Source organism: Magnetovibrio sp. (assembly GCF_036568125.1).
Taxonomy (GTDB): Bacteria; Pseudomonadota; Alphaproteobacteria; order Rhodospirillales; family Magnetovibrionaceae; genus Magnetovibrio.
Genome location: NZ_DATCTF010000008.1, coordinates 1 through 24,694 on the forward strand (window position 1 = coordinate 1; position 24,694 = coordinate 24,694).

The following is a 24,694-nucleotide window of genomic DNA, read 5'->3' on the forward strand; positions in this document are numbered from 1 at the left end:
AAAAGGGCCGTATCATCACGTCATGCTCCCAGGTCCATCGTGTGCGAAATGCCGATCGAAGAACATGCTTGAAGACATGCCCTTGAGCTGCTCCATGACCCGGTCGGTCAGCAGCTTGATTTTCGGCTCGTACGCGAGCCCCGACCAATCGTCGTGAGCAAAGATCGTGTGCAACACCGCACGATCAATGGGCGCGAAGCCGTTAGGCTTTTTGGGAGAAAGCGGCGAATTGACAACAGAGGGCGTGATCACATCACTGAACACCGCACCGGTCAGCGCAGCAAAAACAACATAACGAAGCTGTGCGCCGATGGGGTTTTGCTCAGCTAGCTCACCTGTGTATCGTTCGGTGGCGATCACGACCAAGCGATCGCGGGCATCGCGCTCTAATCTGGTCGTAGGATAGACGCCCGCTTGCGTTTCGTACTCCCGCAAGGTACGCAAGTATGCCTCATCAGAGTTGTCCGCTTGCAAAAGCCGTCGCGCACTCGATATCGTTGCAGAAAAAGGCAAGTTATCCCAGACCAATACCAGCAAATCGAACTCCTGGTTATATGGGTCTATCCCAACAAACGGTACATCCAGTATTTCAGAAAGATCCCGCACGATACTTCGCGCATCATCTTTTTCATCATCTTTTAAGTTTACAAATGAAAAACGAACTTCAGGTTTTTGACCTAAATACTCAAAACCTGACAAACCTACATTAAACAATTCTTTGGGTATGAAGTCCGGGATACGATCAAGATGCAGATCTGGAAACATCGCCCGCAGATGGTTTTCGACCTGGGTGCGCGGATACGGACTTTCCGCCTTGGCGACGCCATCGACTGCGATGCTCAGCGCCACGACCAGGGCGCAAGCTTTGATCAGCCGTTTGAAAAAGGGCCGCGTCATCATGCCATCTTCCCCGATGCGTCGTGTGCGAAATGCCGATCGAAGAACACGCTTGAAGACATGCCCTTGAGCTGCTCCATGACCCGGTCGGTCAGCAGCTTCATTTTCGCCTTGTAGGCCAGCCCCGACCAATCGTCGTGACCGAAGATGGCGCGCAACACGGCACGGTCGATGGGCGCGAAGCCATTCGCTTTTTGCATGGAGAGCGGGGTGTTTACAACAGACGGGCGAATGGCATCACTGAACACTGCACCTGTCAGCGCCGCAAAAACAACATAGCGAAGCTGTGCGCCGATGGGGTTTTGCTCAGCCAAATCTGCGGTGTATCGTTCGGTGGCGATCACGACCAAGCGATCGCGGGCATCGCGCTCTAACCGCGTGGTAGGATAGACACCCGCTTTCGTTTCGTATCCCCTCAATGTGCGATAATAGTCTGCATCCGATTTCATGCCCTGCAACAAATCCTTTACGTTTGGCTGCATCGCAAAAAAAGGCAGGTTGTCCCATATCAACACCAGCAAATCGAACTCCTGGTTATATGGGTCAATCCCAGAAAACGGGGTATCCAATATTTCAGAAAGCTCCCGCACGATACTTCTCGCATCCTCTTTTTCATGATCTTTCAACTCTACGAATGCAAAACGAACTTCTTTTTTCAGACCGAAATAATCGAATCCCGACAATTCCTTGTTAAAGATTTCTTTCGGCATGAAGTCTGGAACCCGGTCGAGGTGCAGATCGGGAAACATCGCCCGCAGATGGTTTTCGACCTGGGTGCGCGGATAAGGGCTTTCCGCCCTAGCCGCTTGACCGGCAACGGTGCAAAGCATCGCGACCAGCGCACAGGCCTTCATCACACGTTTTATAATTTGCCAGCCCATCGTCCCGCCCCCTTATCGTGCCGCTTAAACAGAACTACGAAGCTGCTCCATGACCCGGTCGGTCAGCAGCTTCATTTTCGGTTTGTAGGCCAAACCGGACCAATCTTTGTTGTTGAAAATCGCACGCAGCACGGCCCGGTCGATGGGCGCGAAACCGTTGTGGCGCTTTTGCACGGAACGCGGATTCATCACCGAGGGCTGGATCACATGGCTGGCCCTGGCCCCGGTCAGGGCGTGAAACATTGCAAAACGAATTTGCGCATCGAAAGAAAACCGTTCCGGCGCGCTCAAGACATCGCGTTCCGTCGCCACCACCACAAGGGGCTCGCCCGTATTGCGCATATACCTTTTGGCTTGGAAAATGGCGCCGCCGGTCTCAGCCTTACGCAAATCTTGGATATAGTCTTGTTCAGATTCCGAGCCCGACTTGAGCAGTTTTTTATAAGCCGGATACATAGCTGCAAATGGCAAGTTGTCAGGAACCAAAATATATAGGTCAGCGGCATCTTTGTTGGGGTTGACCCCTACCGCAGGAAATTTCAAAACTTCGTCGAACAACTCAAATAAAATGGCATTCCTATTATCTCGCTCAAATGATTTCACATCATAAAAAGAGAAACGAATGCGCTCATTCTTTGCAAATACATCAAAATCCATCGGCCCCGCACCGGAAAAAACCGCCGACATAGCGCCTAGTCCAAGATCTGGAAACATCGCCCGCAGATGGTTTTCGACCTGGGTACGCGGATACGGACTTTCCGCCTTGGCGACGCCATCGACTGTGATGCTCAGCGCCACGACCAGGGCGCAAGCTTTGATCAGCCGTTTGAAAAAGGGCCGTGTCATCCCATCACAATCCCCGGCCGGTGCTTTGCAGATAAGTCATCATGGCGTTGAGCAGCTCTTCGCGAGCGCGCTCAGTCGGCAGAGCGTTCCAATTGTTGTTGGAATACAGAACGTAGATCAGCGCTTCGTCCAAAATGGGAAGTTCCGTGAATTCCGGCAAATCCGGGACGGAAGCTTGCACGGATTCATATACCGCCCCACCCTTTTTCGTGCCCGTGAGCATGAAAAATACGATCTGCATCAAGTAGCGGCGCGGCGGGATATAGGTGCCGCGCTTCGCCCAATGGTTTTCCGCCAGCGCGGAGGCCGCGATGATGGTTTGATCGAGATCGGACGTTAAAAAATTGGCAACCAGATTTTTACGGTTTTCCGCCACCTGATTGAGAGTTTCCACATACGCATCGTCCGCAACGTCGCCTTGCATGCGCGGTCTGTAATCCGGCGTCATGGCTTCGAAAGCCACGTTCTTCACATAGTCGATGGTGAGGTTGGCGGTTTCATCGTCGCCTTTGCGCAATGCGTTCCCCGTGAATTGATCGAAGAGATCGAAGACGGCTTGGGTGTCGGCACTGCTGAGACCTTCCATGCCTTTCACCAGCCACGTCACATCGCCCCTGAAACGCCGAACCGGTGTGTCGTCGCTGTAGGTCAAATCGATGTAGGTCCGAACGCTTCTGCGGTCGTACGCTTCGTCCGCGCGCACGGAAGAAACAAAACTGGCGCTGAACAAGACCGCAATCAATGCGGCGATGGACAAGGCGCGAAACGGGGTCGGCAGGGATTTCAGGACGGGCATTTGAACCTCACGAACATGAACGTCCTTAAATTCATACCCACCCAGGGCGGAACAGTCCAGACACACTTCGCCCTGTCGTTGCAAGCAGAGTATATGTTCGCGCCTTTTCTGTCAAGGATTTTTTACCTATTTTCGTTTTCCCCCGCACCCCCGCGCGCAAAAACACCGCCCAGCGCGTTGGCATGGGCGGCGTTTTTTTTCGATGCGAAGATGCAGACGGTTAAGCCGCCGTGCCGCCGACGGTGAGGTTTTCGATGCGCATGGTCGGCTGACCGACGCCGACCGGCACGCTCTGGCCATCCTTGCCGCACATGCCGACACCGGTATCGAGCTTCATGTCGTTGCCGATCATGGTGACGCGCTTGAGGTCTTCCGGCCCGTTGCCGATCAATGTCGCGCCTTTGACCGGGGCGGCGATTTTACCGTCTTCGATCTTGTAGGCTTCGGTGCAGCTAAAGACATACTTGCCGGACGTGATGTCGACCTGACCGCCGCCGAAGTTGACCGCGTAAAGACCGTTTTTCACCGACTGAATAATTTCCTCAGGCTCCATATCGCCCCCCAACATATACGTGTTGGTCATGCGCGGCACCGGGGCATGGGCGTAGCTTTGACGGCGCCCGTTGCCGGTCGCCTCCATCCCCATCAGGCGCGCGTTCATGCGGTCTTGCATGAAGCCTTTGAGGATGCCGTCCTCAATCAGAACGGTGTTCGACGTCGGCGTGCCTTCGTCGTCGATGCTGAGCGAGCCGCGACGGTCCTGCATGGTGCCGTCGTCGACCACGGTGACGCCCTTGGCCGCAACGCGTTCGCCCAACAGGCCGGCGAACGCCGAGGTCTTTTTGCGGTTGAAATCGCCTTCCAAGCCGTGGCCCACCGCTTCGTGCAGCAACACGCCCGGCCAGCCGGGGCCGAGCACCACGGTCATTTCACCGGCCGGGGCGGGCACGCTATCCAAGTTCACGATGGCTTGGCGCAGGGCTTCGTCGGCGATGTTGGCCCAGTTTTCCGGGGTGATCCACTGCGCGTATTCGGCCCGGCCGCCCGCGCCGAACGAACCGCTTTCCATGCGCCCGTCCTGTTCCACCACCACCGAGACATTGATGCGTACCAGCGGGCGGATGTCCGCCGCGCTGTGGCCACCGGGGCGCAAAATCTCCACGGCCTGCCAGTTGCCTGCGAGCGAGACCGACACCTGTTTGACCCGCGGGTCCTTACCGCGCACATACGCGTCGATGTCGCCCAGCAGCTTGACCTTGGCGTCGAACGCCATGCCTTGCAGCGGGTTCATGTCGCCGTACAGTTTGACGTTGGTGCCCTTGGGGGCCTCGGCCAAGGTGCCGCCGTGACCGTTACAGACGGTCTTTACGGTTTGCCCGGCGCGCTTGATGGCGTCCTCAGACAATTCCGTCGCATGGGCATAGCCTGCCGTTTCGTCCGCCACCGCACGCAGGCCGAAACCTTGGGCGGTGTCGAAATTGGCCGACTTCAACTGGCCGTCGTCGAACAACAGGCTTTCGGATTGGCGGTATTCCAAAAACAGCTCGCCGTCGTCCGCCCCGCCGAGCGCCTCTTCGACAAGGCCGGTGACGCGGCCCCGGTCCATGCCGGTATGTTCGAAGAAAAGCTGATTGGTGGTCGCGGAATTGGACATGAGCGGTCTCCGTTAGATGTGCGCCTTCCCGTATGCCAGAGGGGGCGCGGCGCTGCAAGGGTCGCACCGCATATATAGGGTTTTAATCGCGCTTCGCCAGCGCAGGAAAATCTTGACGATTCGCGTCTGGTTCGACATGTTATGGCGTGAACTACGTGGTGATTTGGCCGGTCGGCTTGCGGCCACGTAAAACAATCCGCTAAAAGGCCGAAGCAACGGGAAAGCAAATGTAATGCCCTGGCCTTCGGTCCGGGCTTTTTTTTGTTTTTTTGAAGGATAACCGGAACATGCCCCAATCGAGCAACAGCAGCAACAAACCTGACACATCGTCTTGGCGTCCCGCCACCCAACAAGTGCGCGGCGGGCTGGAACGCACGCCCTACGGTGAAACCAGCGAGGCGTTGTTCCTGACGTCGGGTTATGTCTACGACAGCGCCGAACAGGCGGAACGGTCCTTCACCGGCGAGGAAGACCATTATGTTTATTCCCGTTACGGCAACCCGACGCTGAGCATCTTCGAAGAACGCCTTGCCGCCGTCGAAGGCGCGAAATTCTGCAAAGGCACCTCTAGCGGCATGGCCGCGGTGTTCGCCGCGCTGGCCGCGCATCTGAAAACCGGCGATCGCATCGTCGCCGCATCGGCGCTGTTCGGGGCGTGTTACCACGTGATCAACGCGATCTTGCCGCGTTGGGGCATCACCGCGGAATTCGTCGACGGCACCGATTTGAACGCTTGGGCCAAAGCACTAAGCACACCGGCGCAAGCCGTGTTCCTGGAAACGCCGTCCAACCCGGCGCTGTCGATCACCGACATCGCGGCGGTCTCGGACCTGGCGCATAAGGCCGGTGCACTGGTGGTGGTCGACAACGCCTTCGCCAGCACCGTGTTGCAGCATCCCCTTGAACTGGGCGCGGACGTGGTGACCTACAGCGCCACCAAACACATCGACGGCCAAGGCCGTTCGCTGGGCGGGGCGATCTTGTCCAACAACGAAGACTACATGGAAAATACCGTTGCGCCGTTCCTGCGCCAGACCGGCCCCAGCCTCAGCCCGTTCAACGCCTGGGTTCTGCTCAAAGGGCTGGAAACGGTCGAACTGCGCGTCACCCGCCAATGCGACAATGCACTCGCTGTGGCGGAATTCCTCAGCAGCCAAGACGCCATCGAACAGGTGATGTATCCGGGCCTCGCATCCCATCCCCAGCACGATCTGGCGATGAAGCAGATGTCCGGCCGTGGCGGCACCATCGTCGCGTTCAACGTCAAGGGCGGCAAGAACGCGGCGTTCAAGATCATGAACAAGCTGAGCATCATCGACATCTCCAACAACTTGGGCGACGTCAAAAGCCTGATCACCCACCCCGCCACCACCACCCATCAAAAGATGACCGTGGACGAGCAATTGGCGGCGGGCATCACGGCGGGCACCATTCGCTTGTCGGTGGGTATCGAGGATGTGCGCGACCTGATCGACGATCTGGCCCAAGCTTTGGCCTGATTTAGCCGCTAGGCCTTGGCGAACGGCGTTTAATCCCCTACATAGTCTGGGGACCACTTCCAAACTTTAAGGAACACGATGCCGGATTCCATCCAAGACAAGCTCAACCTGTTGCAAGACCTGATCAAGTCCGCCCAATCCCAAGGCGCGGACGCGGCGGACGCGCTGTTCGCCGAAGGCACGTCCCTGTCGCTGTCGTGGCGCATGGGCGAGGTCGAACAACTGGAACGTTCCGAAGGCATGGATTTGGGCCTGCGCGTGTTCGTCGGCAAATCCCAAGCCATCGTGTCGTCGTCCGACATCGGCAAGCGGGCATTAAGCGAATTGGTCGAACGCGCCGTCGCCATGGCCAAGTCGGTCCCCGAGGATCCCTTTGCGGGTTTGGCGGACCCCGACCAGCTGGCCACCGAGTTCACCGATTTCGACATGTTCGACCCGTCCGAGCCCAGCACCGACGAGCTGACCGAAGCCGCGCGCACCGCCGAAGAGGCGGGCTTGGCCGTGGCCGGCGTCAGCAATTCCGAAGGCGCGCACGCAAGCTTCAGCCAATCGTCCATCGCGTTCGCCGCGTCCAACGGGTTTGCGCACACCTATCAGCGCTCGCGCCACAGCCTCAGCGCGTCAATGTTGGCGGGCCAAGGCACCGGGATGGAACGCGATTACGATTACACCGGCGCTGTGTGGGCTGAAGACCTGCAAAGCCCGGAAGCCATCGGTCGCAGCGCGGGCGAACGCGCGGTCAAACGTCTCAACCCGAAAAAGGCCAAGACCCAGCAAGTGCCGGTGGTGTTCGACAACCGCGCCGCGCGCTCTCTGGTCGGGCATCTATCGAGCGCGATCAACGGCTCCTCCATCGCGCGTGGCACCTCGTTCCTCAAGGACAAAATGGGCCAAGACATCTTTGCGCCGGGCGTTACCATCGTCGACGACCCGCACCGCATCCGCGGCTTGCGCTCCGCCGCGTTCGACGACGAAGGCCTACCCACCCAACGGCGCAACGTCATCGACAACGGCAAACTGACCACGTGGTTCCTGGACCTGCGCTCGGCGCGCCAGTTGGGCCTGCAATCCACCGGCCACGCCGGACGCGGGGTATCGAGCCCGCCGTCGCCGGGGGCCTCGAACCTTTATCTGCAAGCGGGTTCGCTGTCGGTCGAAGACTTGATCAAAGACATCAAGGCCGGATTCTTGGTCACCGAGCTGATCGGCATGGGCGTCAACACCGTGACCGGCGACTATTCGCGCGGCGCCAGCGGCTTTTGGATCGAAAACGGTCAGATCGCCCACCCGGTGTCCGAAGTCACCGTGGCCGGACACTTGAGCGACATGTTCAAAAGCCTCACCCCCGCCGACGATCTTGAATTTCTCTACGGCGTCGACGCACCCACGGTGCGTATCGATGGCATGACGCTTGCGGGTTCCTAAGGCCGTCTCCTCGGGCAGGCTCTAAAGCTTTGGCTTGCCCCCGCACCGTGCTATGTTCCCGGCAGAGGAAAACCTGGGGATTCCCGACCGAAACAACGGCTTTAAGTGATCGCAACACGTGACGCATATTCCAACGCATATCCTGATGGCGCGCCTATGGCGTGAACACATTCGCGGCTATCTCGGCTGGTTGTTGCTGGCCTTGGTCTTCATGGGCGCGATGGCCGGGGCCACGGCGCTGAGTGCGTGGCTGATGAAACCTGTGGTCAACGAGATTTTCATCGCCCAAGATCGCAATATGTTGTGGATGATCGGCGCGGCGGTGCTCGGCACCTTCGCCGTCAAGGGGCTGTCCAACTATGCCCAGGCAACCATGATGGCGCACGTCGGCTTGAAGTTCGTCGCCGACATGCAAAATCGCCTCTACCATCATATGAGCTCCATGGACTTGAGCTTTTTTCACGACAATTCCACCGGCGCGCTGCTGTCGCGCTACACCATCGACGTGGGTTCGATGCGCGTCGCCGTGACCCACGGCATCACGGTGTTCGGCAAGGATCTGCTGTCGCTGATCGGTCTGGTGGCGGTGATGTTCATTCAGGACTGGGAACTGGCGCTGATCTCGTTCTTCGTCTTTCCCATCGCCATCATCCCGATCGCCAAGATCGGCCGACGCATGCGTAAAGTGACCATCAATGCCCAGGCCGAAACCGGCCAGTTGACCACCGCGTTGGAACAGACGTTCCAGGGCATCCGCGTGGTCAAGGCGTATTCGATGGAGCCTTACGAACGCGAGCGGGTCGCGGGCTTCGTCGAAAAGCTTTACCAACTGGCGTTCAAGCAGCTGCGCACCCGTGCGCTCTCCAGCCCGATTATGGAAACGCTTGGCGGTGTCGCGGTGACCACCGTGATCATCTACGGTGGCTACCGGGTGATCGAGCAAGCCACCGACCCCGGTGCGTTCTTTTCCTTCATCACCGCATTGCTGTTGGCGTACGAACCACTCAAACGCCTGGCCAATTTGAACGCCACCATCCAAGAAGGCTTGGCCGGGGCGGAGCGCACCTTCCAGGTTCTCGACAGTCCCTGCACCATCACGGAAAAGCCCGATGCCGCCGCGCTCAACATCACCAGTGGGGAACTGCGTTTTGAAAACGTCAGCTTCACCTATCCCAGCGTTGAGGGCAGTGAAATCGTCCAAGACGTCGCGTTGAACGGCATCGACATCACCGTGCCTGCGGGCAAGACCGTGGCGCTGGTCGGCGCATCCGGCGCGGGCAAGTCCACCATCATGAATTTGGCGCCGCGCTTTTACGACGTCACGGCCGGGCGCGTCACCATCGACGGCCAAGACATCCGCGACGTGACGTTCAATTCGTTGCGCGGGGCCATGGCGTTGGTCAGCCAGGAAGTTACCCTGTTCGATGATACGGTGCGCGCCAACATCGGCTACGGCCGTCCCGAGGCCAGCTTCGATGACATCCAAGATGCCGCCCGCCACGCCGCCGCCCACGATTTCATCCAGGCCCTGCCGGAAGGTTACGACACCATGGTCGGCGAACACGGCGTGCGCCTGTCAGGTGGTCAACGCCAGCGCTTGGCCATTGCCCGCGCCATGATCAAGAACGCACCGATCCTGCTGTTGGACGAGGCGACCTCGGCGCTGGACACGGAATCCGAGCGCCACGTCCAGGCTGCATTGGAAGACCTGATGGCGGATCGCACCACTTTGGTGATCGCGCACCGCCTGTCCACCGTGGTGCACGCCGATTTGATCTACGTCCTGCACCAAGGCCGGGTGATCGAACAAGGCACCCACGCCGAGCTGTTGGACAAAGGCGGTCAGTACGCGAACCTCTATCAATTGCAGTTTGCCGCTGAAGACGCCATCGACGTTCCGGCTGACGCCTGAGGGTGGTGGAGGCTCAACGTGAAACTGCACAAGCGCATATTCGAACAAGCCTGGGCGCAGTCTTTGGTGTCCTTGCTGATCGCCGCCTATGTGCGCTTCGCCCACGCCACCAGCCGGTGGGACATACGCGGCTGGGACAACATCCAAAACCAGATCGACGCCGGCCAGCCGGTGATTTTGTGCTTTTGGCACGCGCGCATGATCCTGTCCATGTACGGTTGGCGGCATCCATACAAACTCAACATGCTCAGCACGCCGCACCGCGACGGTAAAATCGCCGCGCTGAGCTACAATCGCTTGGGCATCAACACCATCTGGGGGTCAACCAAAAAAGGCGGGACGGAAGCGGCGCGCGCCATGATCAAGGCGCTCAAATCCGGCGAAACCGTCGCCATCACCCCGGACGGCCCCAAAGGGCCACGGCAGCGCATGCAATCCAGCGCCATCGACATCGCGCGCATGAGCGGCGCCAAACTGGTGCCCGTGACCGCTGCGTCGACCAACGGAAAAATTCTCGGCACTTGGGACCGCTTGCAAATCCCCAAGCCGTTCGGTCGTGGCGTGGTGTGGATCGACGCACCGATCGAGGTGCCGCGCAAGGCCAGCGAAGACGACTTCGAAGCGCTGCGTCAGTCGGTTGAAGATCGCCTCAACACCATGACCCGAGAACTCGACCGTGAATTCGGCTTTGAAACCCCGGAACCCGCCGAACTGCCCATTCCTTCGCATATGCTCACGCGCAAAGACGAGGAGCGGATGCCATGAAGCTGTCGCTCTATCGCATGGGCACGACCTTGGGCGGGCCATTGATCCGGCTCTATCTGAACCACCGCCTCAAACGCGGCAAGGAAGACCCGGCACGCTTTCAAGAACGCCTCGGTCATCCGTCCCTGCCACGGCCCAGCGGCAAGGTGGTGTGGATGCACGCCGCCAGCGTCGGTGAGGCGTTGTCGGTCCTGGCGCTGGTCGAACGCGTGCTTGCTGAGTATCCCGGCTGGTCTGTCTTGGTCACCACCGGCACCGTGACGTCGGCGCGGTTGATGGCGCAACGCTTGCCCCAAGGCGCTGTGCATCAATACGTGCCGGTGGACCGTGTCTCATACGTCCGGCGCTTTTTGGAACATTGGCGGCCCGATTTGGCGTTGTGGGTGGAAAGCGAGTTTTGGCCCAATATGGTTATCGAAACCCGCGCCAGCGCCATACCGATGGTGGTTCTCAATGGCCGCATGTCGGAAAAATCGTTCAATAAATGGCGCAAGAGCCCGGCCATGATCGCGCGTCTGCTGGCCGCCTTCCCGCTGATCTTGGCCCAAAGCGCTCAAGATGGAGAACGCTTTCACAAATTGGGGGCCAAAAACGTCGATGTGGTGGGCAACCTGAAGTTCGCCGCCAAACCGCTTCCAGTCGACGACGAAGCGTTGGCGAAACTGAAAACCGTTATCGGTACGCGCCCCGTGTGGCTGGCGGCATCCACCCATGACGGAGAAGAAGCCATCTGCGGACGGGTCCACACGATGCTCAAAGTACGCAAACCCGATTTGTTGACGATCATCGCGCCGCGTCATCCCGAACGCGGCACGGTGGTGGCGGCGGAACTGACTGCCCAAGGGCTGAATGTCGCGCGGCGTGCAAACGGCGACGCCATCAGCACCGCCACGGATGTCTACATAGCCGACACCTTAGGCGAATTGGGTTTGTTTTATCGCCTCTGCAAAATTGTTTTCATGGGTAAAACCTTGGCCAGCGGCGGGGGACAGAACCCGATCGAGCCGTCCGCGTTATCTTGTGCCTTGATTTTCGGCAAGGACATGAGCAATTTCCAAGATATATCTTCGACCCTGGTGAAGACCGGCGCCGCCCGGTGGGTCGCAGACGAAACGGAACTCTGTGCCGCTGTAGAGATGCTGATGAACGACGAAAAAGCCCGCGAAACCGCTGCAATTTCTGCGTTCGACACGGCCCGCGCCGAAGCGGGGGTGTTGGACCGGGTGCTCCACGCGCTTGCCCCTTATTTTCAAACCGTGCAGGCAAATCCAGCCGCCGAGGAAGCCCACCATGCGCGCACCTGATTTCTGGGATCGTAAAACCGACGGGGTGATGCCCAGTTTACTGCGGCCGCTGGGGTGCTTGGTCGCAGGTGTCGGCTCCATGCGCCGCAAGGCCGCCGCGCCTTGGCGCGCGCCGGTACCGGTGATTTGTATCGGCAATCTGGTCGTGGGTGGCGCGGGTAAGACCCCGGTCGCCATCGATATTGTGACGCGTTTAAAAAACCAAGGCGTCAACGCCCACGTGGTGTCACGCGGTTATGGCGGCTCGGAATTGGGGCCCGTCCAGGTCGATCCGATAAACCACGACAGCCGTACGGTGGGTGACGAGCCATTGTTGCTGGCGCGGTCTGCCCCCACCTGGGTCAGCCGAGACCGCCGCAAAGGCATCGAAGCCGCCGTCGCGGCCGGTGCCCAGATCGTCGTGATGGACGATGGCTATCAAAATCCCAACGTTGAAAAAGACCTGTCGCTGCTGGTCGTCGATGGCGGTTACGGCTTTGGCAATGCCCGCGTCATGCCTGCGGGTCCATTGCGCGAACCCGTTGACGCCGGGCTGGCGCGCGCGGACGCCGTGGTGCTGCTCGGCGCTGACGAGGCCGACGTGTGGGGCCGGATCCAGCGTTTGGGTTACAAAAGCCTCAAAGTGCTGCGCGCCAAACTGGAACCCATCGGCGATTTCTCCGACCTCAAAAACCAAAAGGTTTTTGCCTTCGCCGGCATTGGTCGACCGGAAAAATTCTTCAAGACCTTGGAAGGCATCGGTTGCAAGTTGGCAGGCTGCCGCGCCTTTGACGATCACCATCCTTATAGCGAGGCCGAGGTTCTGTCGATCCTCGCCGATGCGGTGGACATGCAAGTTCTGACCACGGCCAAGGACCATGTGCGCCTCAGCGCCAAGCAGAAAGACCGGGTACGGGTTCTCGACATCGGGATGCGTTGGAAAAACGCCGACGAAATCGACCTCCTATTGGCTCCGTTCGTCGCCGCGCTACATGCCCCACAGTCCTCTCAGCAACCTCCTGTAGAGACGAGCCTGGATGGCTGAGTCCCTAACGCCGCTCCGTAGCCGCAAGGCCACCGTGCTCGATTACATCGGTGCGGGCTTTGCTTACGGTGGGGTGTTTGTTCTACGCCTGTTGCCGTTTGGCGCGGTGTCGGCGCTGGGAGGTCTGCTTGCACGCAGCATCGGGCCGCTGTTGAAGCCATCGAAAGCGGCGCGTAAAAACCTCCACCTCGCCTTTCCCGAAAAAAGCCAAGCCGAAATCGAGGCGATCGTGCGCGAGGTTTGGGACACCATGGGACGCACCGCATTCGAATTCGCGGTGATGGATCGCCTGCTTACCGACAGCGACAAAGACCGGGTTGAAATCGAAGGGCAAGAACACATCGATGCCGCCTTCGCCACCGGCAAGCCGGTGCTGTTTTTCGGCGCCCATTTGGGCAACTGGGAACTGCTGCCGGTTTCGGCTGGGATTTTGGGATTTGGCGTAAATATTTTCTACCGTGCCCCCAACAATCCGCTGTTGCAAAGCCTGTTCGCCAAACGCTCCAACCCCGGAGAGCTGATTCCCAAGGGCGCGCCCGGCGCCAAGCGGGCGTTCACTTTGCTCAAGCGCGGCCAGCACCTCGGCATCTTGGTCGATCAGAAACTCAACGACGGCATTGCCGTGCCGTTTTTCGGACGTGACGCCATGACCGGCACGGCGTTGGCGGAATTCGCGCTGCGTTTCGACTCCCCGGTGGTTCCGATCCAATGCATTCGCTTACCTGGGGCGCGGTTCAAGCTGATCTATCACCCGCCCTTAAACATCACCCGCAGCGGCGACAAAAAAGCAGACGTCCGCGCCATCATGGCCGACGTCAACGCGATGATGGAAAGCTGGATCCGCGAACGTCCGGGCCAATGGCTGTGGCTGCACAAACGCTGGCCGCGCTAATCACTTCCTCCATAGCTCTTAACGATGAAGCCCTCGTCCGCCGAGGGCGGCACGAAGTATTTCATAAATAGATCGAAGTCGGCCTCATTGGGGGCAAACGGGTGTGTGCCCGCCTCGTTTCTCTGGCGCATCCGCGCCTTACAGACGTCATCCGGCACGTCTAGGTAATGCAAGACATGCGCTGCGTTGGTGTTGTCAATCAGTCCACGCATCCAGCGACGTTGCCCCTGCGTATTGGCGGGAAAATCCAAAACAACGTTGAGGCCGTTGCGCAAAAGTCCTTCGATATGTCGGCCTAGGGCGCCGCGCAGCTTGGCAGAGCAATCCACATAATCTTGGAGAGAATGAATTTCATCAGGGTAAAGGCGCGAGAGCCAGTCATCCTCGCTCAAGAGGACCGTGTCGGGCTCGCCCGCCAAACGTTGGGCCAACGTAGATTTTCCAGCCGCGATCTTGCCGCAGAGCAGGTGCAAAGTCGGTGTATTATGAGGCATCTGTGCTCACCTTTTTTTGGGGCGGCGGTGCGCGCCATCCCCCATTACAGACATAACGATGAAAGCCCAGCCTAAGGTCTTAGGCCGGGTTGGTAATTCGCTTCACGCCCACGCGGACGCTCGGCCCTTCAATCTGTCTGTATGAACACATGCCTTGTGCTTAGCAGACACCGCACAATTGAGTAAATACGCTTGTGATTATTTTTGCGACATAGCCTTCGGCATCGGCTCGGTGGCGAGCATCGGGTCCAGGTGCACCGACTTCCACGTCATGCCCCAATGCAAGTGCGCCCCCGTGACGCGGCCGGTTTTGCCCACCGTGCCGATGGCGTCACCTTGGCTCACCACCTGACCTTCGATCACCGCAATGCTGTCCATATGCGCATAGACGGTGGTAAGGCCGAGGCCGTGATCGATCATCACCGTCTTGCCGGTATAAAACATATCGTCGTGAACCAACGCCACTACGCCGTCGGCGGGGGCGACGATGGGTGTTCCCTCGGGCGCGGCGACATCGACGCCGTTGTGCGGATTTTTCGGCTGGCCGTTCAGGATGCGCTGCGAACCGAACACACCGGAAATTGGCCCCGTCACCGGCCAGCGAAAACCGGACAGAAAGCGCGATTCGGGACTGATGGCACCACGCACACCCCAAATTTTGGCGTTGTCGGCCTTGATGCGCGCGACGTCCTCGGGCTTGGGCGTGACCTTGCGCGCGGGCAAGCCGTCGATGCGCTGGATCTTGTAGTCCTGCTTAACGATGGTGAGGGCGTGTTCATCGATCTTGCCGCCTGGCTCCACCACCTTGAGCACCGCATGCGGCTTGGCATCGCGGCCAAAACCGATGACGAACGCCCCATCCGCTGCGACATCGACGGTTTCGCCGTCCAAAGTCACTTGAGCGCCGGGCGCCGTATGGCCGATCACCAAGCCACCTTGCTTAAACGCGCCTTGCAACTCCAAGGCCTGGGCAGGCACGGCGAACAGAACAATCAGGGCAATCAGTATTCTCACAGCAGGCTTCCTTGACGTGTATCGGGCTTCTTTGGCGGTTTGACCTTCTTCGGTTTCATCGGCGCGTCGCCGGTGACCCGTGCGCCGACGTTGCCGCCCTTCATCTTGATCGAGATATCGTCGCCTGGGGCCAGGTCGCTGGCTTGGGTGACCGCCTTGCCTTTGGCGTCTGTGACCAAGGCAAAGCCGCGGTCCAAAACGCGTTGGTAAGACAGTCCGTCAAGCAGCCGCGCGGTTTGTTCAAGATGACGCCGACGCGGTTCGGTCAAACGCCCACCGGCGCGCGTCAAAGCGTCCGCGCGACTGTCCAGACGATCGCGGGCGTAAGCGATGCGCGGGCGCGGTGAAGCGAGCAACCCCGCGACCTCAGCCATGCGGCGATGGCGGCGGTGCAGTCCCGTTTGCAAACTGCCCGCCAAGCGCTCGGCCCAATCGTCCAAACGCTGGCGGTGGCTGGCGACCAGACCGTTGAGGTCGGGCAGGCCGCGGGCAAGGCCTGTCAGATGGGTCTTGCGTTCCCCCACCAAACGCCCCGCCGCGCGCATCAACCGCGCACCGTCGTCTTCGACCAGGGCGATCAGCTCGGAACGTACCGGCACCGCCATTTCGGCGGCCGCCGTCGGCGTCGGGGCACGCAGATCGGAGGCAAAATCGATCAAGGTGGTGTCGGTTTCATGGCCCACCGCGCTGATCAGCGGGATTGCGCTTTCCGCCGCCGCGCGAACCACGTTTTCTTCGTTGAAGGCCCACAAGTCTTCCAACGAACCGCCGCCACGCGCAACGATCAGCACGTCCGGGCGGGGAATGTCGCCATCGGGTTTCAAGCGGTTGAACCCCGCGATCGCATTGACGATCTGCTCTGCCGCGCCTTCGCCTTGCACCAGCACCGGCCACACCAACACGCGGCGCGGAAAGCGATCGTTGAGACGATGCAAAATGTCGCGAATCACCGCCCCGGTGGGCGAGGTGACCACACCGATGACCTCAGGCAGCATCGGAATCGGGCGTTTTTCGGCGACGTCAAACAGGCCTTCGGCGGCGAGCTTCTTGCGGCGGTCTTCCAACAGCTTCAACAGCGCACCTTCGCCCGCGACCTCCATAGCCTCGACCACGATTTGGTAGTTGGATCGGCCGGGATAGGTGGTCAGGCGCCCGGTGGCGATGACTTCCAGACCGTCTTCGGGCTCGATGCCCAAGCGCGCCGCCGAACCCCGCCAACAAACCCCGTCGAGAACCGCCCCCTCGTCTTTCAAGCGAAAATAGAGATGGCCAGACCCGGCACGCTTAAAGCCGGAGATTTCGCCGCGCACGCGCACGAACGAAAACGAATCCTCGACCACCCGTTTGAGGTGGCTGGAAACCTCCGAAACCGAAAAAATCGGTGCATTTAAGCCAGTTTCCGTCATTTAGATCGCCTTAAGTCGGTTTGCGGTTCACTCCCGCGAGACAGTATGTATGATACGAAGAGATGCGGCAAAAAGAGTCGCACACAAAAGTTGGTTTTAAGAAATACACATTTAGGAAGTCCGGGAGGCTTTTGCCGATGAAGGTTTTGGTCGTAGGTTCAGGTGGACGCGAGCACGCACTGTGCTGGGCGATCGCAAAATCGCCGAAGTGTGACAAGCTCTATGCCGCACCGGGAAATGCCGGAATCGCGGACGTGGCCGAATGCGTCAAGATCAAAGCCGAAGACGTCGATGGTTTGGTGAAGTTTGCCAAATCGGAAAAGATCGACTTCGTCGTCGTCGGCCCCGAAGCTCCGCTGGTGAACGGTTTGGTCGACAAGCTTGAAAGCGTCGGCATCAAGGCTTTCGGGCCGTCGAAAAAAGCGGCGCAGCTTGAAGGTTCCAAAGCCTTCATGAAGGACCTACTGGCCAAATACAACATTCCCACCGCCGAATACGGCGTGTTCGACGAACCGGACGCGGCGAAAGAGTACATCATGAAGATGGAAGGCGGCGTGGTGGTCAAGGCCGACGGGTTGGCTGCCGGCAAAGGCGTGATCGTGTGTCACAACAAAAACGAAGCCTTCGCCGCCATCGACCACATCATGATCGAACGGGCGTTCGGCGCGGCGGGCGACGAGGTGCTGATCGAGGAATTCATGCCCGGTGAGGAAGTCAGCTTCTTCGCCCTGGTCGATGGCACCACCGCAGTGGCCATGGGCTCAGCCCAAGACCACAAAGCGGTACATGAGGGCGATGTCGGCCCCAACACCGGCGGCATGGGGGCGTATTCTCCCACTCCGGTGGTCGACACCGCGATGCAAAAAAAAATCATGGCCGAAATCATCCAGCCGACCATTGAAGCGATGGCCGCCGAAGGCGCACCTTACAAAGGCGTGCTGTTTGCGGGCCTGATGATCAAGGACGGCGAGCCCAAGGTTCTCGAATACAATGTCCGCTTCGGCGATCCGGAATGTCAGGTGCTGATGGCGCGCATGAACTCGGACGTGTTGGAAGCCTTGCGGGCGTGCGCCGAAGGCAATCTCAAAGACGCCAAGATCACATGGAAGAAAAGCACCGCCTTGGTGGTGGTCATGGCCGCCGACGGTTATCCCGGCAAGTACGCCAAAGGCACCCTGATCAACAATTTGAGCGCGGCTAACGCCATCAAGGGCGTAGAAGTCTTCCATGCCGGAACCAAGTTCAAGGACAAAAAGGTGGTGTCCAACGGCGGACGCGTGCTGGGCGTCACCGCCATCGGCAAAACCGTCAAGGAAGCCCAGGACATCGCTTATCAAGCCGTTGACGCCATCGAGTGGCCCGACGGCTTTTGCCGTCGCGACATCGGTTGGCGCGCGGTGGAGCGTGAAAAGGCTTAACGCCGCCTCAAACCTCTAGACATCAAGCCCTTTGTTCCTATATCCCCGGTACTTGAATTTTCGTGTACCCAGGATCGGAATGAAGGGCTTTTTCCATGGACGAGCAGACCCGCACCAATCTCGAAGCCGCCGCATGGCGCAGCTTTGTCGCGCACCTGCAAAAGCGCACCGACGTGCAAAACATCGATCTGATGAATCTGTCTGGCTTTTGCCGCAACTGCCTATACAAGTGGTTGCTGGAAGCGGCCGAAAACCAGGGTGCTGAACTGTCCAAGGACGACGCCATTCAGGCTGTTTACGGCATGAGCATCGACGAGTGGAAAGCCAACCACCAGACCAAGGCCAGCGAAGAGCAGCTCAAACTGTTCGAAGAAACCAAGCCCCTGCATTCGGCGATCAGCGGCCACCGCTGACGCGCCAAAAGCCTTTAGTCGTTCAACAGCTCATTGATGACCGGGGTTACGTCGGCGGCTTTCAGGCGCGAGGTCTTGTTGGTCGGCGGCAACGGTTCGTCGTTGAAGAACGTCGGCAACGCATTGTCGTCTTCGTCGAAACCGGCATCGATGTTGAATTGCCGTTCCAACTGCAAGGTCTCGAGACCGAGAAGCTCGTAAAACTCGACCTTCAAGTCCGTGCCCAAGGCGTCGTTGATCGCATCGACCATCATTTGTTGGCTGGCGTTAGTAACCGAGCGCCCAAACAGACACATGCCTAAGCTGTCGTTGGTGGCGCACAGAACCTGAAGCTGGAAGCTTTCTTTCACCAAGTCCGCAACCGAAACGCCGGTGCTGTTGAAGGTCGGGTTGTTGCCGACCGTATGGTCCGCGCCTTGGGCCGTGGTCATCATTGAAATGGCCGTGACTTCCGCGACGCGGGGGTCGTAGGCGCTCAGCGCCTGCTTTTTGATCACCGGCAACCGCTTCAAACCACGCTTCGCGCCGACCCGCGCCACGCCTTGGGCCAGGTCGCGTCCGCGTTCATTGCCGACGCGCAGATCGTCCATGGCTTGATGCATGAACGCCAGATCGCCGAACGCGGCGTCGCCCGCTTCCATCAACACGGCCAGCAACGCGCCGATCTCGATACTGTCGATACCGAGGTCATTGGCGTGAAAATTGAGTTCCGCCAAATCGTCGGGGTCGCTTAAACCGCAGTTGGTGCCCATCACGCCGATGGTTTCATATTCAACCGGCGAGACAACTTCTTTGCCGTCCTTGTCGAAATAGACGTTGGAACATTTGATCTGACACCCCGGCATGCAGGCATGCGACACAACGCCGCCGCGCTTGACGTTTTGGTCGTGGATGTAATCGCCCCCCATGGGGAAAACGCTGTCTTCCGCTTCGGTCGCGCGACCGATGGAAAAATTGTTCACCGGAATCGCGCCAATGTGGTTCATCACATCGGCGGTCATGGCGGTGCCGAACTGGCTCAGGGCCTGCACCTTGGCGTCCTCGGCAAGCTTGTCGCCATAGACGCGCACCGTTCCCATGACCTTTTTACGATCGTGGAACGTCGGCATCTTGTGCTTGTCGACGACAATCGCCTTGACCTTCTTAGCCCCCATCACCGCGCCGACGCCGCCACGCGCCGCCAGACGCGAGGGACGGTTGTCCGTATCGGAAAAGGCGATGCCCGCGATCAAGCCGCCGTATTCGCCGACCGGGCCGCACAGGGCGATGCTGATTTTATCGCCATAAGCTTCGTGCAGCATAGCGGCGGCTTCGACGTTGCCTTTGCCCAAATAGGGTGTCGCATCATCGAATGTGACCTCGCCATCTTTAGGAATACGGATCACCACCCAATCGTCACTGGCACCATTCAAGGTCAGCCCGGAAATTTCCAGCTGGCCCATGGCAAACGCAAACGTACCGCCGGCATTGGCTTCCTTGATGCCACCCGTGAGCGGGCTTTTGCAGCCGACACTGATGCGGTTGGCATTGGAAAAATTCGTTCCAGCAAAGGGGCCGGCGGAAAAAATCAAAGGGTTCTCAGGTGACATCGGATCAACCGTGGCCACGCCGCGTTCAACCAGCGTCTTCGCGATGTGGTAACGGCCCGAGCGCGCCAGAGCCTCCCCACTTTGCGTTTCCTTGCGGACAGAGCGAGCGTTCAGGTCGAAATGAAGGTATTGGCGCATGAGAATTCCAAGACGAAAAAGCACAATGACCGAAGCTTATATAGGCGATGGCCGTCAATTCCAAAGCCTCGCTTGTCGCATCGACTGACAAACGGACATAGCGTTTATCGTGAATCAACGCGAAGATCAACTCGGCTGTCCACCGCACCTCCGCCTCACCGCCCCCTCGCATTGCAAATCCAAATTGACATGCATGTAAAGGTTACAAAAAAGAAGGAACGAAGCCGCGCTTCGTCCCTTCTTCTCGTTGTTCAAGCACAAGACGTCTGAATTTGTGGCTTACTTATCCTTGGCCGCCGGCGCCGCAGGTGCTGCGGGGGCGACGGGCGGCGGTGCATATCCATAGGGTGCATATCCATAGGGTGCGTAGCCATACGGCGCATATCCATACGGCGCCCAGCCGTAGGGACCGTAACCGTTATAACCGTTCCAACCGTTGTAGCCGTTATAACCGTTGTAACCGCTGCCCGATCCATTGCCGCGTCCGCTGAAGCTCATGGAGAAGTCGCCGGAACCGTCGCCCCAACCATTGCCCCAACCGTTGTTGTTCCAATTGTTGTTGTTCCAATTGTTACCCCATCCAGGGCCCCAACCATTGCCCCAACCGGGGCCCCAGCCCCAAGCCGCGGCATCGTGGGATGCCAGCGCAGAAGCGCCGACCAGACCGGCAACAGCAAGTATTTTCATCAATTTAGGTGTGTGCATGACCTCCCCCATGAACGTTTCCTAGGTAATCCGGAAAGAGGGAAAGCGGCTCCCCACAATCCGAAGATGCAAAGTGCACGGAAAATTTATAAAACTTGGGCGATTTTGCCAAGTGGCTTTGACACGTTTTAAGCGCTTAGCGCTTGGAGCGAAAAAACGTTCGCAGCAATTCCGCCGAGACACTCTCTTGAAGCCCGCCATAAACGTCGGGGCTATGGTGGCAGGTGGGTTGAGCAAAGATTGCCGGGCCATGTTCCACACCGCCCATTTTAGGATCGTACGCACCGAAATAGACCCGCCGGATGCGTGCGAACGAAATCGCGGTGGCGCACATGGCGCAGGGTTCCAACGTGACGTACAAGTCGCAGCCCACCAGCCGCGCCGAGCCCGCCTGCTTTGCAGCCTCGCGGATGGCCAACAGTTCGGCGTGCGCGGTGGGGTCGTCAAGTTCTTCGGTGCGGTTGCCCGCGCGAGCCAAAACGGTGCCGGTTTCAGCCTCGACAATCACGCAACCGACCGGGACCTCGCCACGCTCGAACGCGCCTTGCGCTTCCAACAGCGCCATTTCCATGTAGGTTTCGCTGGAACTCGTCATAATCAGAAAGTGCAGACCCGGGCGCATTCCGTCAAGTCTTCTTGCTCCCGCGCGTCAGGGGACTTACATTCGCCCTATGACAACAGAACTCATCACGCCGGTTATCGGCATACCGCTCGACAGTGAAACCGGGGGCGCGGAGCAATACTCCAAATTCCCGTGGTATGCCCTGCGCCAAAATTACATTTCCGCGGTGGTCAAGGCCGGCGGCTTGCCGTTGCTGATGCCTCACGAGCCGAGCCTTTTGGACATTTACGCCGACGACATCGATGGATTGCTGATAACCGGCGGCAATTTCGACGTCGATCCGGCCATGTACGGCGCCACCACCACCCACGACAGCGTCAGCACCAAGGACGACCGCACGGCGTTCGAAATGGCGATCTTGCAAAGCGCCATGAAACGCGACCTGCCGGTGCTGGGCATCTGCGGCGGGCAACAGCTGTTGCATGTGGCGCTGGGCGGCACGCTGATCCAGCATATTCCCCATGAACTGCCCGATGCTTTGGCCCACGAGCAGCCCAACCCGCGTGACGAGGTCGGCCACGACGTGGAGATCGTACCTGGCACCATACTGCACGACATCGTCGGCCAACCTCACATTCAAGTGAACAGTGCCCACCACCAGGCCGCCCGCGACGAACCGGCGGGTGTAAAAATCAACGCCCGTGCCCCCGACGGGGTCATCGAGGGCTGTGAAGCCACCAACATGACGTTTTGTCTCGGCGTGCAGTGGCATCCCGAATTCGAAATCACCGACGCCGACGTGCGCATCTTCGCCGCATTCGTCGAAGCCGCGCGGGAATACGCCATAGGACGCGAAACCAGCAATGACTGATCAAGATACCGCACCGGACGACACCGATGACGCCGCTGACAAAGGTGAGCGCATCGCCAAGGTGATGGCGCGCGCGGGGCTGTGTTCGCGCCGTGACGCGGAACGCTGGATCGCGGAAGGTCGCGTGCGTGTAAACGGCAAAGTCATCGACACCCCCGCGACCTTGGTCACGGACCCCACCACCGTGGTAGTCGACGGCAAACCCTTGGCGGCCCCCGCCGAGCCGCAGTTGTGGCGCTATCACAAGCCGCCGGGATTGGTCACCTCGCACAAGGACGACCAGGGCCGTGAGACGGTTTTCGACCAACTGCCGCGCGAAATCGGCCGGGTTGTTTCGGTCGGCCGGTTGGATCTGAATTCCGAAGGCTTGCTGTTGCTGACCAACGACGGCGGACTGGCGCGCGAGCTGGAACTGCCGTCCAACGATTGGGTGCGCACCTACCGGGTCCGCGTGTTCGGCTACGTCGATGATGAAAAGCTCGCCGTTTTGCAAAACGGCATCACGTATGAAGGCGTCAAATACGGCGCCATCAATGCCCAGATCGAAAAGAAAACCGGGCGCAACGCGTGGCTGATCGTGTCGCTGAGCGAAGGCAAGAATCGCGAAATCCGCCGTGTGATGGAATACTTGGAATTGCAGGTAAACCGCCTGATCCGTACCGGTTACGGTCCCTTCCGCCTCGACAATCTGCAACGCGGCGACGTGCAATTGGTGCCGCGTCGCCAGATGATCGACCAATTGGGCGGCAAGCTCGACGGTGCCGGAACTGCGATCAAAATGACCAAGACCGGTTGGGCAAAGGCAAAAGCCAAACCGAACGCAAAGCCCAAACCACGCAAACCCCGTGCCGACAAGGCGCGCACAGACAAGGCGACACCGGGTAAATCTCATTCGGCTAAGTCGCATACGGGCAAACCGCGCGCAGCCAAACCAAGCGCGCGCAAGCCACGTACATGATCCGGCCATGCGTATAGTCGGCGGCAAACACAAGGGCCGATCCCTGGCCGCACCGCAAGGGCGCGACACCCGCCCGACATCCGACCGTGCCCGCGAAGCCATGTTCAACGTGCTCGAACATCTCAGCATCGGTCCGGGCATACGCGATGCTCGGGTTCTGGACGTATTCGCCGGAACCGGCGCTTTGGGGTTGGAGGCCCTGTCGCGCGGCGCGCTTCATGCCACATTCGTCGAAAACCACCGCGGCGCGATCAAAACCTTAACCGCCAACATCATTGCCTTGAAAGAAAGCGACCACTGCGCCGTTTTGCCCATCAAGGCGACTGCCATCCCGCTCTGCACCCCACCCCACGCACCCGTGGACTACGCCTTTTTGGATGCGCCTTATGACAAGGGCCTGAGCGTGCCGGCACTTCATGCCCTGGCCGAGCGCGGCTGGCTTGCCCCCGAAGCAGTGATCATGGTCGAGGTCGGCGCGCGCGAAGCCTTCGCTCCACCCGTCGGATTTTCGGAGGTCAAGGAAAAGACCTACGGTGCTGCACGAGCTGTGTTCCTTGAGTTTCGACACAAGGTCGCCTAGGCCATTTCACACAGAGTTATAGTATTATCCTTTTATCATGTATTTTTCGGACGTAATTAATTACACTATTTTTGTGTGGATTTTACCCCCACAAATGGTTTAGAACAATTCTCCATCATCCCTTGCCCGCAACGCCCTTAGGCTGATTGCGCTTACGCCCCTTTATGAACGGAGGTCCCAATATGGCCGCACTGCCGCTTTACATCATGCTGAGTTCTTCTGACCGCGACAAACTTCAGCTGGCGTCGATGATCGCTTCGGTTGCGGCAGTCTCCGAACGACCGGTCCACGTGTTCGTGTCCATGGGCGCGATCAAGGTGTTCGACAAAAACGCCAGCGGTAACGCCCGTTATGCGGACAGCGCGTTCAACGCGGAATTGTGCGAAAAGAACGCCCCCGATCCGGTCGACATGTTCGGCCAGGGCAAGATGCTCGGCGATATGACCATGTGGGCGTGCTCCATGGTGCTCGACGTTTTGGGCTGGGACGAAAGCAATTTGGTCGACGATCTGTTCGATGGCCAAATGGGTTTGACCAAGTTCTTGTCCGACGCCGAGGAAGGCCAGCTGATTTCGATGTAATTCACCCCCCCCCGTCATCCACTCAAACGCACCTTCTCAATCGGTGCGACAAATTAGGTCCAGGAGGCCA

The 24,694-nt window shown here is 59.1% G+C and carries 24 protein-coding genes and 1 riboswitch; of the genes, 13 read left to right on the forward strand and 11 right to left on the reverse strand.

The window, feature by feature from the left end; all coding sequences use genetic code 11:
• Positions 1-15: 15 nt before the first annotated feature.
• The 5 genes from VIN96_RS04070 to tldD form a co-directional block, all read right to left on the reverse strand.
• A complete protein-coding gene (locus VIN96_RS04070; RefSeq protein ID WP_331894161.1) occupies positions 16-900 on the reverse strand; it encodes a hypothetical protein in 885 nt (294 codons plus the stop codon).
• Positions 897-1,778, reverse strand: coding sequence for a hypothetical protein (locus VIN96_RS04075; protein WP_331894162.1), 882 nt, complete (start codon positions 1,776-1,778; stop codon positions 897-899). The genes VIN96_RS04070 and VIN96_RS04075 overlap by 4 nt, the downstream gene beginning before the upstream one ends.
• 24 nt (positions 1,779-1,802) lie before the next feature.
• Entirely contained in the window at positions 1,803-2,576 is a 774-nt protein-coding gene (locus VIN96_RS04080) for a hypothetical protein (RefSeq protein WP_331894163.1), read from the reverse strand.
• A gap of 52 nt (positions 2,577-2,628) precedes the next feature.
• Positions 2,629-3,420 (reverse strand): hypothetical protein, encoded by a 792-nt coding sequence (locus VIN96_RS04085; protein ID WP_331894164.1) that lies wholly within the window; start codon positions 3,418-3,420, stop codon positions 2,629-2,631.
• A 220-nt stretch (positions 3,421-3,640) separates the two neighbouring features.
• Positions 3,641-5,074, reverse strand: a complete 1,434-nt coding sequence (tldD, locus tag VIN96_RS04090; protein ID WP_331894165.1) for a metalloprotease TldD — start codon at positions 5,072-5,074, stop codon at positions 3,641-3,643.
• A 145-nt stretch (positions 5,075-5,219) separates the two neighbouring features.
• A riboswitch (SAM riboswitch) is annotated at positions 5,220-5,297 on the forward strand.
• A gap of 64 nt (positions 5,298-5,361) precedes the next feature.
• On the opposite strand from tldD, the gene metZ reads away from it, so the two are divergent.
• The 7 genes from metZ (at position 5,362) to VIN96_RS04125 (ending at position 13,895) form a co-directional block, all read left to right on the forward strand.
• The gene (gene metZ / locus VIN96_RS04095) at positions 5,362-6,573 is read left to right on the forward strand and encodes an O-succinylhomoserine sulfhydrylase (RefSeq protein ID WP_331894166.1); all 1,212 of its coding nucleotides are present in this window, start codon (positions 5,362-5,364) and stop codon (positions 6,571-6,573) included.
• A 78-nt stretch (positions 6,574-6,651) separates the two neighbouring features.
• Positions 6,652-7,998 carry a TldD/PmbA family protein gene (locus VIN96_RS04100; protein WP_331894167.1) on the forward strand — a complete coding sequence of 449 codons (1,347 nt, stop codon included), beginning with the start codon at positions 6,652-6,654 and terminating at the stop codon, positions 7,996-7,998.
• A 145-nt stretch (positions 7,999-8,143) separates the two neighbouring features.
• Complete coding sequence (locus VIN96_RS04105) at positions 8,144-9,910, forward strand: ABC transporter ATP-binding protein (RefSeq protein ID WP_414675591.1); 1,767 nt, start codon at positions 8,144-8,146, stop codon at positions 9,908-9,910.
• 18 nt (positions 9,911-9,928) lie between these two features.
• Complete coding sequence (locus VIN96_RS04110) at positions 9,929-10,675, forward strand: lysophospholipid acyltransferase family protein (RefSeq protein WP_331894169.1); 747 nt, start codon at positions 9,929-9,931, stop codon at positions 10,673-10,675.
• A complete protein-coding gene (locus tag VIN96_RS04115; RefSeq protein ID WP_331894170.1) occupies positions 10,672-11,979 on the forward strand; it encodes a 3-deoxy-D-manno-octulosonic acid transferase in 1,308 nt (435 codons plus the stop codon). The genes VIN96_RS04110 and VIN96_RS04115 overlap by 4 nt, the downstream gene beginning before the upstream one ends.
• A complete protein-coding gene (lpxK, locus tag VIN96_RS04120; RefSeq protein WP_331894171.1) occupies positions 11,966-13,003 on the forward strand; it encodes a tetraacyldisaccharide 4'-kinase in 1,038 nt (345 codons plus the stop codon). Before VIN96_RS04115 ends, lpxK begins: the two co-directional genes overlap by 14 nt.
• On the forward strand, positions 12,996-13,895 hold the full coding sequence (locus VIN96_RS04125; protein WP_331894172.1) for a lauroyl acyltransferase: 900 nt from the start codon (positions 12,996-12,998) through the stop codon (positions 13,893-13,895). Before lpxK ends, VIN96_RS04125 begins: the two co-directional genes overlap by 8 nt.
• On the opposite strand, the gene VIN96_RS04130 is transcribed toward VIN96_RS04125, so the two are convergent.
• From VIN96_RS04130 to xseA, 3 genes are all read right to left on the reverse strand, one after another.
• On the reverse strand, positions 13,892-14,389 hold the full coding sequence (locus VIN96_RS04130) for an ATP-binding protein (protein ID WP_331894173.1): 498 nt from the start codon (positions 14,387-14,389) through the stop codon (positions 13,892-13,894). The two genes, VIN96_RS04125 and VIN96_RS04130, sit on opposite strands and share 4 nt — an antisense overlap.
• A 198-nt stretch (positions 14,390-14,587) precedes the next feature.
• Positions 14,588-15,403: a M23 family metallopeptidase gene (locus VIN96_RS04135; protein ID WP_331894174.1), complete on the reverse strand. Its 816-nt coding sequence runs from the start codon at positions 15,401-15,403 to the stop codon at positions 14,588-14,590.
• Positions 15,400-16,809: an exodeoxyribonuclease VII large subunit gene (gene xseA / locus VIN96_RS04140; RefSeq protein ID WP_331894175.1), complete on the reverse strand. Its 1,410-nt coding sequence runs from the start codon at positions 16,807-16,809 to the stop codon at positions 15,400-15,402. Before xseA ends, VIN96_RS04135 begins: the two co-directional genes overlap by 4 nt.
• 137 nt (positions 16,810-16,946) lie before the next feature.
• On the opposite strand from xseA, the gene purD reads away from it, so the two are divergent.
• On the forward strand, positions 16,947-18,227 hold the full coding sequence (gene purD, locus VIN96_RS04145) for a phosphoribosylamine--glycine ligase (RefSeq protein WP_331894176.1): 1,281 nt from the start codon (positions 16,947-16,949) through the stop codon (positions 18,225-18,227).
• Positions 18,228-18,322: 95 nt separating this feature from the next.
• Positions 18,323-18,640 (forward strand): DUF1244 domain-containing protein, encoded by a 318-nt coding sequence (locus VIN96_RS04150; protein WP_331894177.1) that lies wholly within the window; start codon positions 18,323-18,325, stop codon positions 18,638-18,640.
• A 14-nt stretch (positions 18,641-18,654) separates the two neighbouring features.
• Here VIN96_RS04150 and VIN96_RS04155 read toward each other — a convergent pair whose 3' ends face one another.
• The 3 genes from VIN96_RS04155 to VIN96_RS04165 all read right to left on the reverse strand — a co-directional run bounded on the left by VIN96_RS04155 (position 18,655) and on the right by VIN96_RS04165 (position 21,667).
• Positions 18,655-20,367, reverse strand: a complete 1,713-nt coding sequence (locus tag VIN96_RS04155; protein ID WP_331894178.1) for an aldehyde ferredoxin oxidoreductase C-terminal domain-containing protein — start codon at positions 20,365-20,367, stop codon at positions 18,655-18,657.
• Positions 20,368-20,646: 279 nt separating this feature from the next.
• Positions 20,647-21,072 carry a sulfur globule family protein gene (locus VIN96_RS04160; RefSeq protein ID WP_331894179.1) on the reverse strand — a complete coding sequence of 142 codons (426 nt, stop codon included), beginning with the start codon at positions 21,070-21,072 and terminating at the stop codon, positions 20,647-20,649.
• A gap of 136 nt (positions 21,073-21,208) precedes the next feature.
• Positions 21,209-21,667, reverse strand: coding sequence for a nucleoside deaminase (locus VIN96_RS04165; protein ID WP_331894180.1), 459 nt, complete (start codon positions 21,665-21,667; stop codon positions 21,209-21,211).
• A 76-nt stretch (positions 21,668-21,743) separates the two neighbouring features.
• Between VIN96_RS04165 and VIN96_RS04170 the strand changes: the two genes are divergently transcribed.
• From VIN96_RS04170 to VIN96_RS04185, 4 genes are all read left to right on the forward strand, one after another.
• Positions 21,744-22,505 (forward strand): gamma-glutamyl-gamma-aminobutyrate hydrolase family protein, encoded by a 762-nt coding sequence (locus VIN96_RS04170; protein WP_331894181.1) that lies wholly within the window; start codon positions 21,744-21,746, stop codon positions 22,503-22,505.
• Complete coding sequence (locus VIN96_RS04175) at positions 22,498-23,463, forward strand: pseudouridine synthase (protein ID WP_331894182.1); 966 nt, start codon at positions 22,498-22,500, stop codon at positions 23,461-23,463. Before VIN96_RS04170 ends, VIN96_RS04175 begins: the two co-directional genes overlap by 8 nt.
• A gap of 7 nt (positions 23,464-23,470) precedes the next feature.
• Positions 23,471-24,043 (forward strand): 16S rRNA (guanine(966)-N(2))-methyltransferase RsmD, encoded by a 573-nt coding sequence (gene rsmD, locus VIN96_RS04180; protein ID WP_331894183.1) that lies wholly within the window; start codon positions 23,471-23,473, stop codon positions 24,041-24,043.
• 182 nt (positions 24,044-24,225) lie between these two features.
• A complete protein-coding gene (locus tag VIN96_RS04185) occupies positions 24,226-24,624 on the forward strand; it encodes a hypothetical protein (protein WP_331894184.1) in 399 nt (132 codons plus the stop codon).
• Positions 24,625-24,694: the final 70 nt, after the last annotated feature.

What these genes read in the sequence shown, in the direction of transcription:
- lpxK (WP_331894171.1), top strand. Translation starts at nt 11,966, where the DNA reads ATGCGCGCACCTGATTTCTGGGATCGTAAAACCGACGGGGTGATGCCC.
- VIN96_RS04125 (WP_331894172.1), top strand. Translation starts at nt 12,996, where the DNA reads ATGGCTGAGTCCCTAACGCCGCTCCGTAGCCGCAAGGCCACCGTGCTC.
- VIN96_RS04130 (WP_331894173.1), bottom strand. Translation starts at nt 14,389, where the DNA reads ATGCCTCATAATACACCGACTTTGCACCTGCTCTGCGGCAAGATCGCG.
- VIN96_RS04075 (WP_331894162.1), bottom strand. Translation starts at nt 1,778, where the DNA reads ATGGGCTGGCAAATTATAAAACGTGTGATGAAGGCCTGTGCGCTGGTC.
- purD (WP_331894176.1), top strand. Translation starts at nt 16,947, where the DNA reads ATGAAGGTTTTGGTCGTAGGTTCAGGTGGACGCGAGCACGCACTGTGC.
- VIN96_RS04170 (WP_331894181.1), top strand. Translation starts at nt 21,744, where the DNA reads ATGACAACAGAACTCATCACGCCGGTTATCGGCATACCGCTCGACAGT.
- VIN96_RS04150 (WP_331894177.1), top strand. Translation starts at nt 18,323, where the DNA reads ATGGACGAGCAGACCCGCACCAATCTCGAAGCCGCCGCATGGCGCAGC.
- VIN96_RS04175 (WP_331894182.1), top strand. Translation starts at nt 22,498, where the DNA reads ATGACTGATCAAGATACCGCACCGGACGACACCGATGACGCCGCTGAC.
- VIN96_RS04185 (WP_331894184.1), top strand. Translation starts at nt 24,226, where the DNA reads ATGGCCGCACTGCCGCTTTACATCATGCTGAGTTCTTCTGACCGCGAC.
- xseA (WP_331894175.1), bottom strand. Translation starts at nt 16,809, where the DNA reads ATGACGGAAACTGGCTTAAATGCACCGATTTTTTCGGTTTCGGAGGTT.
- tldD (WP_331894165.1), bottom strand. Translation starts at nt 5,074, where the DNA reads ATGTCCAATTCCGCGACCACCAATCAGCTTTTCTTCGAACATACCGGC.
- VIN96_RS04165 (WP_331894180.1), bottom strand. Translation starts at nt 21,667, where the DNA reads ATGACGAGTTCCAGCGAAACCTACATGGAAATGGCGCTGTTGGAAGCG.
- VIN96_RS04105 (WP_414675591.1), top strand. Translation starts at nt 8,144, where the DNA reads ATGGCGCGCCTATGGCGTGAACACATTCGCGGCTATCTCGGCTGGTTG.
- VIN96_RS04085 (WP_331894164.1), bottom strand. Translation starts at nt 3,420, where the DNA reads ATGCCCGTCCTGAAATCCCTGCCGACCCCGTTTCGCGCCTTGTCCATC.
- VIN96_RS04160 (WP_331894179.1), bottom strand. Translation starts at nt 21,072, where the DNA reads ATGCACACACCTAAATTGATGAAAATACTTGCTGTTGCCGGTCTGGTC.
- rsmD (WP_331894183.1), top strand. Translation starts at nt 23,471, where the DNA reads ATGCGTATAGTCGGCGGCAAACACAAGGGCCGATCCCTGGCCGCACCG.
- VIN96_RS04115 (WP_331894170.1), top strand. Translation starts at nt 10,672, where the DNA reads ATGAAGCTGTCGCTCTATCGCATGGGCACGACCTTGGGCGGGCCATTG.
- VIN96_RS04070 (WP_331894161.1), bottom strand. Translation starts at nt 900, where the DNA reads ATGATGACGCGGCCCTTTTTCAAACGGCTGATCAAAGCTTGCGCCCTG.
- VIN96_RS04155 (WP_331894178.1), bottom strand. Translation starts at nt 20,367, where the DNA reads ATGCGCCAATACCTTCATTTCGACCTGAACGCTCGCTCTGTCCGCAAG.
- VIN96_RS04100 (WP_331894167.1), top strand. Translation starts at nt 6,652, where the DNA reads ATGCCGGATTCCATCCAAGACAAGCTCAACCTGTTGCAAGACCTGATC.
- metZ (WP_331894166.1), top strand. Translation starts at nt 5,362, where the DNA reads ATGCCCCAATCGAGCAACAGCAGCAACAAACCTGACACATCGTCTTGG.